The 14777-nt window shown below is 60.5% G+C and carries 17 protein-coding genes and 1 riboswitch; of the genes, 3 read left to right on the forward strand and 14 right to left on the reverse strand.

All coding sequences use genetic code 11. The features are described from left to right. Positions 1-28 precede the first annotated feature (28 nt). From WFM45_RS01425 to WFM45_RS01450, 6 genes are all read right to left on the reverse strand, one after another. Positions 29-856, reverse strand: coding sequence for an amino acid ABC transporter ATP-binding protein (locus tag WFM45_RS01425; RefSeq protein ID WP_085058561.1), 828 nt, complete (start codon positions 854-856; stop codon positions 29-31). Between the two features lie 9 nt (positions 857-865). Next, positions 866-1753: an amino acid ABC transporter permease gene (locus WFM45_RS01430; RefSeq protein WP_004940038.1), complete on the reverse strand. Its 888-nt coding sequence runs from the start codon at positions 1751-1753 to the stop codon at positions 866-868. A 31-nt stretch (positions 1754-1784) separates the two neighbouring features. Continuing rightward, positions 1785-2312: a GNAT family N-acetyltransferase gene (locus WFM45_RS01435; protein WP_004940037.1), complete on the reverse strand. Its 528-nt coding sequence runs from the start codon at positions 2310-2312 to the stop codon at positions 1785-1787. Between the two features lie 9 nt (positions 2313-2321). After that, a complete protein-coding gene (locus tag WFM45_RS01440) occupies positions 2322-3242 on the reverse strand; it encodes an ABC transporter substrate-binding protein (protein ID WP_004940036.1) in 921 nt (306 codons plus the stop codon). 26 nt (positions 3243-3268) lie between these two features. Then, complete coding sequence (locus WFM45_RS01445; RefSeq protein ID WP_033633942.1) at positions 3269-4594, reverse strand: LLM class flavin-dependent oxidoreductase; 1326 nt, start codon at positions 4592-4594, stop codon at positions 3269-3271. Positions 4595-4783: 189 nt separating this feature from the next. After that, on the reverse strand, positions 4784-5947 hold the full coding sequence (locus WFM45_RS01450) for a M20 peptidase aminoacylase family protein (RefSeq protein WP_015376927.1): 1164 nt from the start codon (positions 5945-5947) through the stop codon (positions 4784-4786). Positions 5948-6292: 345 nt separating this feature from the next. On the opposite strand from WFM45_RS01450, the gene cspE reads away from it, so the two are divergent. Beyond that, on the forward strand, positions 6293-6502 hold the full coding sequence (gene cspE, locus WFM45_RS01455; protein WP_004940030.1) for a transcription antiterminator/RNA stability regulator CspE: 210 nt from the start codon (positions 6293-6295) through the stop codon (positions 6500-6502). 57 nt (positions 6503-6559) lie between these two features. On the opposite strand, the gene WFM45_RS01460 is transcribed toward cspE, so the two are convergent. The 3 genes from WFM45_RS01460 to crcB all read right to left on the reverse strand — a co-directional run bounded on the left by WFM45_RS01460 (position 6560) and on the right by crcB (position 9025). After that, a complete protein-coding gene (locus tag WFM45_RS01460; protein WP_048322379.1) occupies positions 6560-7750 on the reverse strand; it encodes a multidrug effflux MFS transporter in 1191 nt (396 codons plus the stop codon). Positions 7751-7756: 6 nt separating this feature from the next. Beyond that, the gene (locus WFM45_RS01465) at positions 7757-8353 is read right to left on the reverse strand and encodes a TetR/AcrR family transcriptional regulator (protein ID WP_033633938.1); all 597 of its coding nucleotides are present in this window, start codon (positions 8351-8353) and stop codon (positions 7757-7759) included. A 288-nt stretch (positions 8354-8641) separates the two neighbouring features. Beyond that, positions 8642-9025, reverse strand: coding sequence for a fluoride efflux transporter CrcB (gene crcB, locus WFM45_RS01470; protein WP_336954220.1), 384 nt, complete (start codon positions 9023-9025; stop codon positions 8642-8644). Positions 9026-9104: 79 nt separating this feature from the next. Continuing rightward, a riboswitch (Fluoride riboswitch) is annotated at positions 9105-9167 on the reverse strand. 83 nt (positions 9168-9250) lie between these two features. Here crcB and WFM45_RS01475 point away from each other — a divergent pair. Continuing rightward, positions 9251-9679 carry a GNAT family N-acetyltransferase gene (locus WFM45_RS01475; protein ID WP_250602159.1) on the forward strand — a complete coding sequence of 143 codons (429 nt, stop codon included), beginning with the start codon at positions 9251-9253 and terminating at the stop codon, positions 9677-9679. 1 nt (position 9680) lies between these two features. Here the strand turns inward: WFM45_RS01475 and WFM45_RS01480 are convergent, their stop codons facing one another. Beyond that, positions 9681-10748, reverse strand: coding sequence for a diguanylate cyclase (locus WFM45_RS01480; protein ID WP_033633936.1), 1068 nt, complete (start codon positions 10746-10748; stop codon positions 9681-9683). A 218-nt stretch (positions 10749-10966) separates the two neighbouring features. Between WFM45_RS01480 and tatA the strand changes: the two genes are divergently transcribed. Next, entirely contained in the window at positions 10967-11182 is a 216-nt protein-coding gene (gene tatA, locus WFM45_RS01485; RefSeq protein ID WP_004940019.1) for a Sec-independent protein translocase subunit TatA, read from the forward strand. A 93-nt stretch (positions 11183-11275) separates the two neighbouring features. Here tatA and lipA read toward each other — a convergent pair whose 3' ends face one another. From lipA to dacA, 4 genes are all read right to left on the reverse strand, one after another. Continuing rightward, positions 11276-12241 (reverse strand): lipoyl synthase, encoded by a 966-nt coding sequence (gene lipA, locus WFM45_RS01490; protein ID WP_004940018.1) that lies wholly within the window; start codon positions 12239-12241, stop codon positions 11276-11278. Next, the gene (lipB, locus tag WFM45_RS01495; RefSeq protein ID WP_015376934.1) at positions 12234-12902 is read right to left on the reverse strand and encodes a lipoyl(octanoyl) transferase LipB; all 669 of its coding nucleotides are present in this window, start codon (positions 12900-12902) and stop codon (positions 12234-12236) included. Before lipB ends, lipA begins: the two co-directional genes overlap by 8 nt. Before the next feature lie 134 nt (positions 12903-13036). Beyond that, a complete protein-coding gene (gene ybeD / locus WFM45_RS01500) occupies positions 13037-13303 on the reverse strand; it encodes a DUF493 family protein YbeD (RefSeq protein WP_004940012.1) in 267 nt (88 codons plus the stop codon). 104 nt (positions 13304-13407) lie between these two features. Next, positions 13408-14619, reverse strand: coding sequence for a D-alanyl-D-alanine carboxypeptidase DacA (gene dacA, locus WFM45_RS01505; RefSeq protein WP_004940010.1), 1212 nt, complete (start codon positions 14617-14619; stop codon positions 13408-13410). Positions 14620-14777 lie beyond the last annotated feature (158 nt).

Genomic DNA, 14777 nt, shown 5'->3' on the forward strand with positions numbered 1-14777 from the left:
GGTGTGGGGCGCCGCGGCGCCCCGACGATCACAGCACTTTGTTGAGGAAGTTAACGGTGCGAGGGTGCTGCGGCTGAGCCAGCACCTGCCTGGCGTCGCCCTGTTCGACGATCTGCCCGTCGACCATAAACACCACCTGATCCGCCGCTTCGCGCGCAAAGCCGATTTCATGCGTGACGACCACCAGCGTGACGCCCAGATCCGCCAATCCCTTAATCACGTCCAGCACTTCGCCGACCAGCTCGGGATCGAGCGCGGAGGTCGGCTCATCGAACAGGATCACCTTCGGGTTCAGCGCCAGCGCGCGCGCGATGGCGATGCGCTGCTGTTGGCCACCGGAGAGGTGGCGCGGGTAGGCATCCGCCTTGTGGCGCAGCCCGACGGTATCCAGCAGCTCATAGGCCACCGCCTTCGCCCGTTCGCGGGAGTGAATTTTGTGCACCACCGGCGCTTCGATGATGTTTTCCAGCACCGTCAGGTGCGGGAACAGGTTGAAGTTTTGGAACACGTAGCCGACGTTGATACGCTGCCGGAGAATGGCCTTTTCCTTCAGCTCGTACAGCCGGTTGCCCTTGCGGCGGTAACCGACGTAGTCGCCGTCGATGCGGATAAAGCCTTCGTCCACGCGCTCCAGGTGGTTGATCGCCCGCAGCAGCGTCGATTTGCCCGAGCCGGAAGGGCCGAGGATCACGGTCACGGTGCCCGGCTGCAGCGTCAGGCTGACGTCGTCCAGCGCCTTGTGTTTGCCGAAAAACTTGCTGACATTGCTGATTTCGATCAGGCCGCGCGCCGGCACCGGGGTGAGGTTGCGCGCCGGCTGCTCGGGCAAGGCGTAATAATCAATGGCTTCAGACATGCGGGTCTCCTAACGTTTTAGCCAGCCGGCCAGTTTCTGCCAGGGCGTCGGCGGCAGTTCGCGCACCGCGCCCCGGGCGAAATAGCGTTCGATGTAGTATTGGATCACCGACAGGGCGGTGGTGATGAACAGATACCAGACGGTGGCCACCATCAGCAGCGGTATCACCTGCTGGGTGCGGTTATAGATCACCTGGATGGTGTAAAACAGCTCCGGCAGCGCCAGCACATAAACGATCGAAGTGCCTTTCGCCAGACTGATGATCTCGTTGAATCCGGTCGGAATAATGGAGCGCAGCGCCTGCGGCAGAATGATGCGGAAGGTGCGTCGATAGCCCGGCAGGCCCAGCGCCGCCGCCGCTTCGTGCTGGCCGTAATCCACGCCCAGGATGCCGCCGCGGATGATCTCGGCGGTATAGGCGGACTGTACCAGCGTCAGGCCCAGCACCGCCACGGCGAACTGGCCGAGGATATCGATGGTCGGGTAGCTGGCGAACACCACCGAGGTAAAGGGAATGCCCAGCGAGATGGCGTCGTACAGATAGGAAAAGTTATACAGGATGATCAGCACCAGGATCAGCGGCAGCGAGCGAAACAGCCAGATATACCCCCAGGCTAGTGACGCCAACAGGTAAGAGCGCGACAGCCGCGCCAGCGCCAGCAGGGTGCCGAACAGGATGCTGAACAGCGTGCCGAGCAGCGTCAGCAGCAGAGTTTGCCCCAGCCCGGCCAGCACCGCCGGGGCGAAGAACCACTCGGCGAACACGCCCCATTCCCAGCGCGCGTTGCCCGCTACCGATTGCACGATGGCGGCCAGAATAAACAGCGAGAACAGGGCGCCGATCAGCCGCAGCGGATAGCGGGCGGGCACCACTTTCAAGACTTCTTGTTTGGACATGTCATGTCTCCTGACTACAGATAAAGGGGGTTTAGGCGATTTTCCTTTCCGACGCGCAACAACACGCGTCCTCTGCAATCAGGCTTTTGCGGAACGGCAGGCGGCCATCGTAGGGCGGGTGGCTGTAAACCTCGCTGTCAACGGTGGGATCGAACTGCGGCTGATAACCGTTGCTCAGGTACAGGCCCACCGCTTCGGGCTGGCGAAAGCCGGTGGTCAGGTAGAGCCGGCGATACCCCTGCGCCAGCGCCAGCGTTTCCAACTGCTGCAACACCCGCTGCGCCAGGCCCTGGCGGCGCAGATCGCCCCGGGTCCAGATGCGCTTCAGCTCGGCGGTTTGCGCGTCATAGCGTTTGAAGGCACCCATGGCGATCGGCGCACCGGCGCGCAGCAGCACGATGAAGGCCCCTTGCGGCGGTGCATACAGGTCCAGCGGTTCCGGTTCCTGGTCACCAAAATAGTCGCCGTAACGCTGGCGATACTCGCCGAACAGCCCCTCGATCACCGGGGCGATCAGCGGGTCGGTCGGCAACGTCTGAATGAAGGTGTCTTGCGTCATTGCGCGCTCCTAATCGCCCAGGCCGGGCGGGTTGATTTCCGACTGCGCAAGGCGTTCGACGCTCTCGCCCCAGCGATTGAGCACCTGATCGTACTGTCCGCCGCGGATCGCGCCGTTCAGCGCTTCGTTCACCGCCTGCACCAGTCCGTTGCCTTTACGGGTGGTGACGGCGATGTGCGCCGCCTTGGGCCAACCGCCTTCCACCGTGCCAGCGAGCCGGGTGCGGCCGTTCAGCGCCGCTTTATAGGCGCCCAGCACGTTCGGCCCGAAGTAGGCGTCGGCCCGGCCGGACTGGATCGCCAGCGTGGCGGCCGCATCGTCGGTCACGTAGATCGGCTGGAAGGGTTTGAGCCCCTGTTGCCGGTTCTGTTTGTCCCACGCCAGCAAGATGGCTTCCTGGTTGGTGCCGGAGCCGACGATGATCTTTAATCCGGCGATATCGGCAGGCTGTTTGATCGTTGCGATCTTGCCGCCGGTTTTGACGTAAAAGCCGAGCGAGTCGATGCGGTAGGTGGCGAAGTCGAAGCGGGTTTTGCGCTCTTTGGTCACGGTGACGTTGGTGATGGCCGCGTCATACTTGCCGGAAACCACCCCCAGCGGCCAGTCTTCCCACGACGTTTGCACTACGTTCAGCTCCAGGCCCAGGCTGTCGGCCACCAGCTGCGCGATATCCACTTCGCTGCCGATAAGCCGCCGGTTGTCGGCAGCGAACAGCGCCAGCGGCGGCGTGTTGAGCGCGGCGATTGCAACGGTGAATTGGCCCGGCTTCACGAAGTGGAAATCGGCCGGCAGTTTGGCGATCGCCTGCGGGTTTTTCGGCGCGTGGATCGGGGTTTCATTGGCCTGTAAATCGATGCCGGTGCCCGCCTGCGCGGCGCCGGTCAGGCTCAGCAAGGCCGCCACGAGAGCGGCGGTAACGGTTTTCTGCATAGCGGGTATCCCTGAAAACGATCTTATTATTGGGTGAATCTGTTCAACGGGCGCATGAGGCCCAGGTGTTCGCGCAGCGTATCGCCGTGGTACGCCCGGCGGAACAGGCCACGTTGTTGCAGGATGGGCACCACCCGATCGACGAAGTGCCCGAAGGCGTTGGGCGTACCGCCGCTGATGATGAAGCCGTCGGCGGCTTCGCCGTCGAACCAGCGTTGCAGGCCGTCCGCCACCGCTTCCGGCGTGCCGCTGAACACCGGGCGTGGCGAGGCGGCTTCCAGCGCCACCTGGCGCAGCGTGAGGTTCCGCTCGCGGGCGTTGCGCTTGATGGCGTCGGTGGTGCTGCGGAAGCTGTTTTGCCCCAGATCGCCGATGTCCGGGAAGGGGGCGTCCAACGGATGGCGGGAAAAGTCGTAATGTTCGAAGTAGCGGCCAAGGTAGTTGAGGGCGTTCTCGATGCTGACCAGGCGGGCGGTCTCCTGGTACTGACGCTCGACGTCCGCGTCGTCGTCGCCGACGATCACGCTGACGCCCTGGAAGATGCGCAGATCGTCCGGCTCGCGCCCCTGTTCCACCAGTTGCCGCTTCACGTCCTGGTAGAAATCCTGCGCCTGCTCCAGCGTGTCGTGATGGGTGAAGATCGCATCGGCGTGCTTGGCCGCCAGCCGTTTGCCGTCTTCGGAGGCGCCGGCCTGGAACAGGATCGGGCGGCCCTGCGGCGTGCGGCCGATGTTCAACGGCCCCTGCACCGAGAAGAACTCCCCCTGGTGATTGAGGGTGTGCAGTTTCCCGGCGCGGAAAAATTCGCCGCTGGCCTTATTGCGCACGAAGGCATCGTCTTCCCAGGAGTCCCACAGTCCTTTGGTGACGTCGAGAAACTCGCCGGCGATGCGGTAACGCAGGCTGTGCTCCGGGTGTTCGGCGCGCGAGAAGTTTTTTGCCGAACCTTCCAGCGGCGATGTCACCACGTTCCAGCCCGCGCGCCCGCCGCTCAGGTGATCGAGGCTGGCGAACTGGCGGGCGACGGTGAACGGATCGCTGTAGGAGGTGGAGAGCGTGCCCACCAGGCCAATTTTGTCGGTGGCGGCGGACAGTGCGGCCAATAAGGTCAACGGCTCGAAACGGTTAAGAAAATGCGGAATGGACTTTTCGTTGATATATAAGCCATCGGCGACGAAGACGAAATCGAATTTCCCCTGTTCGGCTTTTTTCGCCGAGGCGATATTAAATTCGAGGTTGATGCTGGCGTCGGCGGTGGCGTCCGGGTGGCGCCAGGCGGACATATTTCCCGATGCGCCGTGCAGAATGGCGCCCAGCCGTAATTGCCGTTGATTATTCGCGTTGTCGCTCATCGTGATTATCCTGTCATGCGCCGCAAAGGCGCGCGGTGTCTGATGCGTCCACTATTGATGAGCGGCAACGGGATGTAAAACAACAAAACAGCATATTCAAATGTTGAAAACTGCAAATATCACGGCGAGCGAAAATAATAATCCCCGACGCGGCATCAGCGGCGTCGGAGAAATACTATTTCACGTTATTCAGGCGTTGCTGAGGGCTTTTTTCGCTGCGGTGGTTAATTGTTGCAGCGTGCGCTCCGCCAGCAGCGAAAAATAGTGGGCGGCAGGGAAGAGGGCGCGCTCATCGGGATTGAAACGCGGATGATGCAGTCCGAATTCGCTGGCGGAGCCGATGCTGACGAACGCGCCCGGCACGTGATGCAGATACAGCGCGAAATCTTCGCCGCCCATCTGCAGCTCCGCCTCTTCGACCCGGTAGCCGGCTTCGGCGGCGACGGTTTTGCTGAACGCCGCCCAATGGGCGTCGTTGATCACCGCCGGCGGCCCCGGCTGCCAGTGGAGTTCGGCCTGCGCGCCGAGCGCGGCGGCGACGCCGTCGATCACCTGGCGAATTTTATCCGGCACCTGGCGGCGCACCGCGTCGCTGTGGGTGCGCACCGTGCCTTCCAGCTCGACGGTTTGCGGCAGCACGTTCCAGGTATTGCCGCCTTCGATGCGCGTTACGCTCACCACCAGCGATTCCAGCGAGCTGAAGCTGCGGCTGGGCAGCGTCTGCAGCGCGCCGACGATCTGGCTGGCGGTGACGATGGTATCGACGCCCTGTTCCGGTTTGGCGGCGTGGGCGCCTTTGCCGGTGATGCGGATCTGGAAGCGATCGACGTTGGCGTAGAACGGTCCGGCGCGGGTGGCGAAGGTGCCGGTGGGCAGCTCCGGCGCGTTATGCAGACCAAATACCGCCGCGACGTTATCCAGCGCGCCGGCGTCGATCAGGTGCCGGGCGCCGTTGAAGGTCTCTTCCGCCGGCTGGAAGAAGATGCGCACCGTGCCGGGCAGCTCGGCCTCACGCGCTTTGAGCAGGTGCGCGGCGCCGAGCATCACCGAGGTGTGAAAGTCGTGGCCGCAGGCGTGCATCACGCCGCTGTTTTGCGAGCTGAAGGGCACGTCGGCGATTTCGTCGATTGGCAGGGCGTCGATGTCGCCGCGCAGGGCGATGATCGGCCCCTTGCCGCTGCCGATCTCCGCCACGACGCCGGTTTTCAGCGCCAACGGCAGAATACGAATGCCCGCCTCTTGCAGCCAGCGGGTCAGGCGGGCGGTGGTGGCGAATTCGTGATTGGAAAGCTCCGGGTTTTGGTGCAGTTCACGCCGATAGGCGATGATCTTGTCTGCCAACTGGCTGGTCATAGGCTTGGCTCACAGTGGGAAATAAACCCTAACCCTAGTGCAGGGGCCGCCGAAGCAAAAAGACCATCTGGTTATATTTCATAGCGATTGTGTCTGCACGGCGCGTCAACGATCGGGGGAAGGGGCAGGTTTAGGCGTTCGCGCGTTGTTTGCCGGCGCAGGGAGAGGATTGGCCTGGAACGGTAACGTATCGCAACCGGTGCAATGCATTTACACCGGGCAACACGGATTTTTTCACTCTTTATCGGATTTCTGTGATCGCGGTGGTGGACAAAATCCTGCCTGCTTGCTGTACTGTAATCGACACAGGTTTTGTGTCTTTCATTCACGTTAAAGGTAAGTTTGATGTCTAAGATTAAAGGTAGCGTTAAGTGGTTTAATGAATCCAAGGGCTTCGGTTTCATTACTCCGGAAGATGGTAGCAAGGACGTTTTCGTTCACTTCTCTGCCATCGTTAGCAACGGTTTCAAAACGCTTGCTGAAGGCCAGCGTGTAGAATTTGAAATCACGAACGGTGCCAAAGGCCCATCTGCCGCTAACGTTACTGCTATCTAAGCTGCGTAGCTGAATTTCTTAAAACCCGCTCATTGAGCGGGTTTTTTATTGGGCGCGTTATGCTTCGCTGCGGCGGGCCAACAGGCTAAACAGCAGGATGGCGATGGCGTAACAGCCGACGATGGTCAGCGCCATCGACAGGCCTGAGGTGCCGCCCAGCCCGGTGAGCGGCACGGCGCAGGCGCCGAGCGCGAACATGCACACGCCGATCAAGGCCGACGCGCTGCCGGCTTTGTCCCCCTGGCTTTGCATCGCCAGCGACGAGGCGGTCGGGCCGACGATGCCGATCACCGCCACCGAGAAGAACAGCGGCACCAGCAACACGACCAACGGCGCATGCAGCGCGGCGGCCAACAACAGCAGCAGCGATGCGACGGCCGCCAGCGTTAACCCGCCCCTCAACACCCGGCGTTCCCCCCAACGTGAACTGAGACGGCTGGCCAGCTGCGCCGCAATGATCAGCCCGACGCCGTTAATGGCGAAGCACAGGCTGAACATCTGCGGGCTGAGGCCGTAGATCTGCTGCAAGACGAAAGGCGAAGCGCCGATATAGGCGAACATGCCGGCCATTACGAAGCCCTGCGTCAGGCACAGCCCCATAAAATAGCGCTGGGTCAGCAACCCGCCGAGCGACATCAGCATCGCCAGAATGCCGCCCTGGCTGCGGCGCTCGACCGGCAGGGATTCGCGCAGCTTCAGCGCCGACAGGCTGAACAGCAGCACCGCGATGGCCGCCAGTACGCCGAAGATGCCGCGCCAGTTCATCACCTGCAGCATCACGCCGCCCAGCACCGGCGCGACGATCGGCGCCAGGCCGTTAACCAGCATCAGCAAGGCGAAGAAACGGGTCAGCTCATGGCCGGCGTACAGATCGCGGGCAATGGCGCGGGAAATCACCGCGCCACCGGCGCCGGCGATGCCCTGGAGCAGGCGAGCGATCAGCAACTGGTCGATGGTGGGCGCCAACGCGCACCACAGCGAAGCGCCCAGCAGCAGGATCAGCGACAGCAGCAGCGGACGCATACGGCCCAGCTTGTCGCTGTAGGGGCCGAAAATCAGCTGGCCGACGCCCAGGCCGAGCAGCCCGGCGGTCAGGCTGAGCTGCGCGGCGGCGGTGGAGGTATTCAGCTCGCCCGCCATTTCCGGCAGGGCGGGCAGATAGAGATCGGTGCACAGCGGCCCCAGCGCGGCCAACAGGCCAAGCACGACGGCGTACACCAGACGTTGTCTGGCTAAGTGTTTGGTCATGGGAGATTAAGATTTCCTGAACAGGTGAGAAATGGCCTGCTGATACAGATCGCGCAGCAGGGACGCATCGGCTTTTTGCGTGGTAAGGATCCGGTAACCGGTGCCTTCGCTCATGACGGCGATAAACTCCACCCGGGCGGCGATCTCTTCCTCGCTGAAATGGGGGTACAGCCGCTGCAGATTGTGGCACACGTGGCGAAACAGCCGCGCTTCCGCATCGCTGAGCATTTTGGCCACCACCGGGTTGCGCGTGGCCTCGGCGGTCACTTCCAGCATCAGCATGTGATCGGTTTCGCTCTCGCCCGGCTGCTGAAACAGCGTGCGCGCCGCCAACGTGCCGGCGATCAGGTTGATGTGATCGCCAAGGTTTTCCAGCCGCTGCATCTTGTTGGTGATGATGCGGTTGACGATCTCTTCGATGATCGCGTCTTTATTGGCGAAATAGCGATAGATTTGCCCGACGCTAAGCTGCGAGCCCTGGGCGATCTCCGCCATGCTGGCGGCGTGGAAGCCGTGGCGGCGAAAGCTGGTTTTCGCCGCTTCGACGATCTGATCGCGGCGAGCCTGCACTTTGGCCTGTTTACTGTCGTTGGGGGGGAGCATCTGCCCGATCCTTTGCTACGCGTGAGCCGGGTTCACATTTTTGGGTGTGAACGTTCATTCTCAATTGTAGTGTAACCGACCGGAAAGACGCAAGATGAACGCGTGCTGCGATAAAAGGCGTTTAAGCGAACAGGTAGGATTTGATAAAGGCGGCGACGATCAGCACGCACAGCGCAACGGCGATCGCTTCGGCGGCGGTTTTCGGCAGGCTAAACATAGCGATTTCTCATCCAGTCAGGGGTACTGGATGAGATTATGCGCATGCAAGATTAAGGAAACATTAAGGCCTTATCGCCCGTTGACCCACATCACCAGCATAAAGGCCAGCAGCGTCATCGCCAGCGAGCCGGCCAGGTTGAGCAGCATGTTGACCAGCGCCCAGCCGAAGCGGCCATCCTGCATCAGGTATACCACCTCCAGCGAAAAGGTGGAGAAGGTGGTCAGGCCGCCGCAGAATCCGGTGGTGATCAGTAATTTCCAGGTGGGATCCAGATGCGTCATGCGGGTGAAAATCGCCATCGCCAGGCCGATGATAAAACCGCCGATCAGATTGACCATCAGCGTACCGAGCGGAATGTGGGCGTTCAGCGGATTCATTTTCATACTTACCGCCCAGCGCAAAACGCTGCCGACGCCGCCGCCGATAAATACGGCCAGTAAAGAGCTCAACATGGGGCAACTACCTTTCAATCAGAGAAATTCACGAGGCTCGGAAAGGGACAGGCGTAACGCTACGCGCCTCTCTCCGAGAGGTTACGTAGACATCATCAGCCTGTGAAGGCGGTTAGGGAGGAATGTCATCTCCAGCGTGCCGCACGGCCTTTTTCGCCGCACCCGGTGGATGTTACACCTAATGCCGCCTATTTTGTAGTATCGACACTTTGCGAGGTAAAACGGATGGAAATCAGAACGGCGCGTCTGAGCGACCGGCACGCTATCGCTGAATTAATGACGGCGCTGGGTTATCCCGGCACCGAGGCGTTTCTGACACAGCGGATGCACCAACTTCTGGCGCACCCGGACGAGGCGTTGCTGGTGGCGGAGCAGGGCGAACAAGTGCTGGGCGTGTTGTCGTTGCATTTTCTGCCACAGTTGGCGTTGGCCGGCGACATTGGCCGCATCAGCTATTTTTGCGTCGACGATCGGGCGCGCGGCGCTGGCGTAGGGCGGCGGTTGCTGGCGGCAGGCGAGGGGCTGGCGCACCGTCGCGGCTGCGATCGGCTGGAAGTCCATTGCCACAGCCGCCGCGAGCGGGCGCATGCGTTTTACCGGCGTGAAGGCTTTGTCGAAGCGCCGAAGTATTTTGCCAAGTTATTAAGTCAGTAAGTTACTCCCCTGGCGGCGCCGCCGTTTCCAGCCGGTTGCGGCCATTCTGCTTCGCCCGATAGAGCGCGCCGTCGGCCGCTTTCAGCCAGTCCAGATAACCGCCCAGCGCGGGGTGGAAGTTAGCGATGCCGGCGCTGATCTGCAGCCGCAGCTGCGGCGCCTCCTTGAAGCTGACCGCGTCCAGCCGCTGCTGGATGCGGCGCAGAACGATTTCCGCCTGTTCAGCACTGGTGTTCGGCAGCACTGCGCCAAACTCGTCGCCGCCGTAGCGCCCGACGATATCCACGTTGCGCATGCCGATCAGCAGCTCTTCCGCCAACGCCGCCAGGGCTTCATCTCCCAGCGGATGACCGAAGGTGTCGTTGATGGTTTTGAAGCGATCGATATCCATCAGGATCAGCGTGGCGTTGTCCTGGTAGCGGCGGCAGCTGTCGAACTGGCGATGCAGCAGGTGCTCCCAGTGGCGGCGGTTATATAAGCCGGTCAGCCCATCGCGGGTGCTGATGCGCTGCAGCTCCTGTTTCTTTTCCGCCAACCGTTTGGCGGTGCGGTAGGTCACCAGACCAAGCAGCGTCGGATAAAGGTAGATCATCGGCAGGCACAGATAGATTTGCAGCGCCGTGCTGTGCGGGTGAAACGGGAAGCCGAGCAGCGCGGCGGTGAGCATCGCCGTGGCCAGTTGAATGACCAATCCTTTCACAAACAGCGTTTTGCCGGCTGAAGCGATGTTATTCATGCTCATCATCGACAGGATGACGATGGCGGGCAGCGCGTTGAACGCCATCATCGCCGCCCAGAAGCCGCCGAAGGCGGAGTCGATCAAGAGGTTGCGGATCTCGGCTTTGAACGGATCTTTGGCGCGGCAGGCCAGGCGATAGGCGAGATGCGGCCAGAGAAAGCCGTGAAAGGCCAGCAATAGCCAGACCGCCGTGGGCGGAGCCAAGGGGTAGAGCGCGGCGCAAACGCAGATAAAGCCGAGCCCCAGACCGGCGACGCGGGGCAGATAGGTGCGTTTGGCGAAGCTGAGGCCGGATTTTCGGGCATCGAAAATGGGTGGAGCAATATACATCCGGCATCTCCCTGATAGGCATCACGGCAGAGTAGCATGCGGGTGATAAACTAAGAATAGTCTGGGATTCACGCCGCGGGGGCGCGTGGCATTCCTGCGACCGATCTCACTCTGTTACATGTTGCGGTTGTGCAAGCCGAAGGAAAGTCGCTAAATATTCGCAGGCAAGGTCAGTTTTTCTCGCTGTTCACGCAGCGTTTTATGATAAGAAGGTGAGTATGGAAGGTATCAGCATTACCAAACTTCTGGTGATTGCGGTGTTGGTGATTTTACTGTTCGGCACCAGCAAACTGCGCACGCTCGGCGCCGATCTTGGCGCGGCGCTGAAAGGCTTTAAAAAAGCCGTAGGCGACGACAGTACGCCGCCGGCCGCCGGCAACAATGCCGCCGAAAGCCAGTCCGCGCAGCAGAGCGTCGAGAAGAAAGACGTTTAATCTCGTCTGATGGCGCACAATAAAAAACGGATGCCTTGCGGACATCCGTTTTTTGGCGTTTTCGCCGTCTTTAGCGTAACAAACTATTACGCGTTATTTCACTTCCATCCCTTTGGCCTGCAGATCGGCGTGGTAAGACGAACGCACGAACGGGCCACAGGCGGCATGGGTGAAGCCCATCGCCATCGCTTCTTCTTTCATCTCGTCAAACTCGGCTGGGCTGACGTAGCGCTGCACCGGCAGGTGGTGACGGCTCGGCTGCAGGTATTGGCCCAGCGTCAGCATGGTCACGCCGTGGCGACGCAGATCGCGCATCACTTCAATGATTTCCGCGTTGGTTTCGCCCAGGCCAACCATCAGGCCGGATTTGGTCGGGATATCCGGGTGCGCTTCTTTAAAGCGCTCCAGCAGCTTCAACGACCACTCGTAGTTGGCGCCCGGGCGTACCTGGCGGTAGACGCGCGGCACGTTTTCCAGGTTGTGGTTGAACACGTCCGGCGGCGTGGCGGTGAGGATCTCCAGCGCGCGATCCATACGGCCGCGGAAGTCCGGCACCAGCGTTTCAATTTTGATGTTCGGGCTCTTGGCGCGGATGGCCGAGATGCAGTCGGCAAAGTGCTGAGCGCCGCCGTCGCGCAGATCGTCGCGGTCAACCGAGGTGATCACTACATAACGCAGCGCCATGTCGGCGATGGTTTGCGCCAGCTTTTCCGGCTCGTTGGCGTCCGGCGCGATCGGGCGGCCGTGGGCCACGTCGCAGAACGGGCAGCGACGGGTGCAGATGGCGCCGAGGATCATAAAGGTGGCGGTACCGTGGTTGAAACACTCGGACAGGTTAGGGCACGAGGCTTCCTCACAGACGGAGTGCAGGCCGTTTTTACGCATGGCGGCTTTGATGCCCTGAATGCGCGTAGAGTCGGCAGGCAGTTTGATCTTCATCCACTCGGGTTTACGCAACAGCTCCTGCCGTTCGGTGACCACCGTTTTGACCGGGATCAGCGCCATTTTGTCAGCATCGCGGTATTTGACGCCGCGTTCCATCTGAATTGGTTTACTCATAATCGTGCAGGTTCCAGTTACGAAGCTCGACCGTCTGGTAGCCGAGTAAATGAACAAATTCCTGTACCAGGATTGGGTGTATGTCTTCAATGCCAACGCCGGGCGCCAGCGCGCTGACCTGCGTCATCTGCATGCCGGCGTAACCGCAAGGGTTGATGCGTTGGAAGGGGCTGAGATCCATCGCCACATTCAGGGCCAGGCCGTGGAATGAGCTGCCTTTGCGGATCCGCAAACCCAACGAACAGATTTTCTGCTCCCCCACGTACACGCCGGGCGCATCCGGACGGGCGCGCGATGCGAGGCGGAAGTGGGCGAGGGTGTTGATAACCGTATCTTCTATCGCCGTGACCAATTGGCGTACGCCGACCTTATTGCGTTTCAGATCGACCATCACGTACATCACCTGCTGGCCCGGCCCGTGGTAGGTCACCTGGCCGCCGCGATCGCTCTGGACAACCGGGATATCGCCGGGCATCAGCACGTGTTCGGCTTTGCCGGCCTGACCCTGGGTGAATACCGGGTGATGCTGCACCAGCCACAGCTCGTCCGGCGTAGTCTCGGTACGACTGTCGGTGAAGTTATGCATGGCTTGGGATACAGGCGCGTAGGGCTGCAACCCCAGCTGACGCAAAATGATCTTGTCTGGTTGCAAAAGAGTCATCGTCAGGTTACAGAAGTGGTAAAGCCATTATACCGGGCGCTCCGGCTTGCGGCCAGCCTTTCGCTGACCAAAAATGCGCAACCCGGGAAGACGCTGCGCCATCCCGGGTTGATAAGCAGGGTTTTATGCTGGAATTACAGCACCATGCGAACAATTTCAATGTTGCCCAACTCCTCGTACAGGGTTTCGACCTGCTCGATATGAGTGGCGTTGATGGTGATGGAGACCGAGTGGTAGTTGCCTTTACTGCTTGGCTTAACCTGCGGGTTGTAATCGCCCGGCGCATGGCGCTGCACCACTTCAACTACCTGGTCAACCAGCTCAGGCTGCGCCAGGCCCATCACCTTGTAGGTAAACGAGCAAGGGAATTCGAGCAGTTCGTTCAGTTTAGTTTTTTGCATGTGTGTGCGCTCCAGAGTGCTAGCTAATCTATAAATTATAACTCCCGCCGGGGCGGGAGTTAATGTTATTCAGTATATGGGGGCAATTTCGCCCGTTTCAACCGTTAACCGAACCAGTGGTGGAACATCAGTTTGATGTAGTCCACGATGCGGCTGAAGAAACCACCTTCTTTCACTTCGTTCATCACCACCAGCGGACGCTGGTCGATGGTTTTGCCGTCCAGCTGGAAGTTGATGCTGCCCACCACCTGGTTTTTCGCCAGCGGCGCGTGAATTTCCGGCGTGTTCAGCACATAGCTGGCCTTCAGATCTTTCATGCGGCCGCGCGGGATGGTCAGGTAGACGTCTTTATCCACGCCCAGCTCAACGCGATCGGCATCGCCGAACCAGACCGGCTCGGAGGCGAACTCTTTACCGACTTTCAGCGGCGCCACGGTTTCGAAGAAGCGGAAGCCCCAGGTCAGCAGCTTCTTGCTCTCGGCTTCGCGGCCTTTGTAGGTGCGGCCGCCCATCACGGCGGAGATCAGACGCATCTGGCCTTCGGTCGCCGAAGCCACCAGGTTGTAACCCGCCGCGTCGGTGTGGCCGGTTTTGATGCCGTCGACGTTCAGACTGTTATCCCACAGCAGACCGTTGCGATTCATCTGGCGGATATTGTTGAAAGTGAACTCTTTTTCTTTGTAAATCGCGTACTCTTCCGGCACGTCGCGGATCAGCGCCTGGCCGATCAGCGCCATGTCGCGCGCCGAGCTGTACTGGCCCTGGGCATCCAGGCCGTGTACCGTCTGGAAGTGAGTGTTCTGCAGGCCCAGCTTGCTGACGTAGGTGTTCATCAGGTTGACGAACGCGTCCTGGCTGCCGGCGACGTAGTCGGCCATCGCCACGCAGGCGTCGTTACCGGACTGCAGGTTGATGCCGCGGGTCAGTTTGGAGACCGGCACGCGATCGCCCGGCTTCAGGAACATCAGCGAGGAACCTTTGAACACCGGGTTGCCGGTCGCCCAGGCGTCCTGGCCGACGGTCACCAGATCGTCCTGGCCGATTTTACCCGCTTTCAGCGCCTGGCCGATGACGTAGCTGGTCATCATTTTGGTCAGGCTGGCCGGATCGCGACGCGCATCGGCGTTCATCTCGGCCAGCACCTTGCCGGAGTTGTAATCAATCAGGATGTACGCTTCCGCATCGATCTGCGGGACACCTGGGATCATGGTTTTGATGTTAACGTCATCGGCATGTGCAACGGAGGCTGCGCTCATTGCGATAACGGTGCCGAGTGCGATGCTTTTGATTAAGCGAAAAGAAGTTACTTGTTTCATGATCGGGACTACAACATCCGTGAAAGTAAAGTTAAAAAACGAGCCACACTATAGCAGATGCGATCCCGGCAGGCATTATCCATTCATCTGACTAATTGCGGTTAGTGCCCTTTTAGCTGCAAGAAAATGTTTCAGCTAAATAACCGCTTAACAGCCGT

The sequence above is a fragment of the Serratia sp. KG1D genome (genome assembly GCF_037150675.1).
Taxonomy (GTDB): Bacteria; Pseudomonadota; Gammaproteobacteria; order Enterobacterales; family Enterobacteriaceae; genus Serratia; species Serratia nematodiphila.

Coding starts and splice junctions, on each gene's coding strand:
- WFM45_RS01445 (WP_033633942.1), bottom strand. CDS start 4,594: ATGAGCGACAACGCGAATAATCAACGGCAATTACGGCTGGGCGCCATT.
- ybeD (WP_004940012.1), bottom strand. CDS start 13,303: ATGCAAAAAACTAAACTGAACGAACTGCTCGAATTCCCTTGCTCGTTT.
- WFM45_RS01425 (WP_085058561.1), bottom strand. CDS start 856: ATGTCTGAAGCCATTGATTATTACGCCTTGCCCGAGCAGCCGGCGCGC.
- cspE (WP_004940030.1), top strand. CDS start 6,293: ATGTCTAAGATTAAAGGTAGCGTTAAGTGGTTTAATGAATCCAAGGGC.
- dacA (WP_004940010.1), bottom strand. CDS start 14,619: ATGAAACAAGTAACTTCTTTTCGCTTAATCAAAAGCATCGCACTCGGC.
- WFM45_RS01435 (WP_004940037.1), bottom strand. CDS start 2,312: ATGACGCAAGACACCTTCATTCAGACGTTGCCGACCGACCCGCTGATC.
- WFM45_RS01480 (WP_033633936.1), bottom strand. CDS start 10,748: ATGTATATTGCTCCACCCATTTTCGATGCCCGAAAATCCGGCCTCAGC.
- WFM45_RS01430 (WP_004940038.1), bottom strand. CDS start 1,753: ATGTCCAAACAAGAAGTCTTGAAAGTGGTGCCCGCCCGCTATCCGCTG.
- WFM45_RS01460 (WP_048322379.1), bottom strand. CDS start 7,750: ATGACCAAACACTTAGCCAGACAACGTCTGGTGTACGCCGTCGTGCTT.
- lipA (WP_004940018.1), bottom strand. CDS start 12,241: ATGAGTAAACCAATTCAGATGGAACGCGGCGTCAAATACCGCGATGCT.
- tatA (WP_004940019.1), top strand. CDS start 10,967: ATGGAAGGTATCAGCATTACCAAACTTCTGGTGATTGCGGTGTTGGTG.
- WFM45_RS01450 (WP_015376927.1), bottom strand. CDS start 5,947: ATGACCAGCCAGTTGGCAGACAAGATCATCGCCTATCGGCGTGAACTG.
- WFM45_RS01440 (WP_004940036.1), bottom strand. CDS start 3,242: ATGCAGAAAACCGTTACCGCCGCTCTCGTGGCGGCCTTGCTGAGCCTG.
- crcB (WP_336954220.1), bottom strand. CDS start 9,025: ATGTTGAGCTCTTTACTGGCCGTATTTATCGGCGGCGGCGTCGGCAGC.
- WFM45_RS01465 (WP_033633938.1), bottom strand. CDS start 8,353: ATGCTCCCCCCCAACGACAGTAAACAGGCCAAAGTGCAGGCTCGCCGC.
- lipB (WP_015376934.1), bottom strand. CDS start 12,902: ATGACTCTTTTGCAACCAGACAAGATCATTTTGCGTCAGCTGGGGTTG.
- WFM45_RS01475 (WP_250602159.1), top strand. CDS start 9,251: ATGGAAATCAGAACGGCGCGTCTGAGCGACCGGCACGCTATCGCTGAA.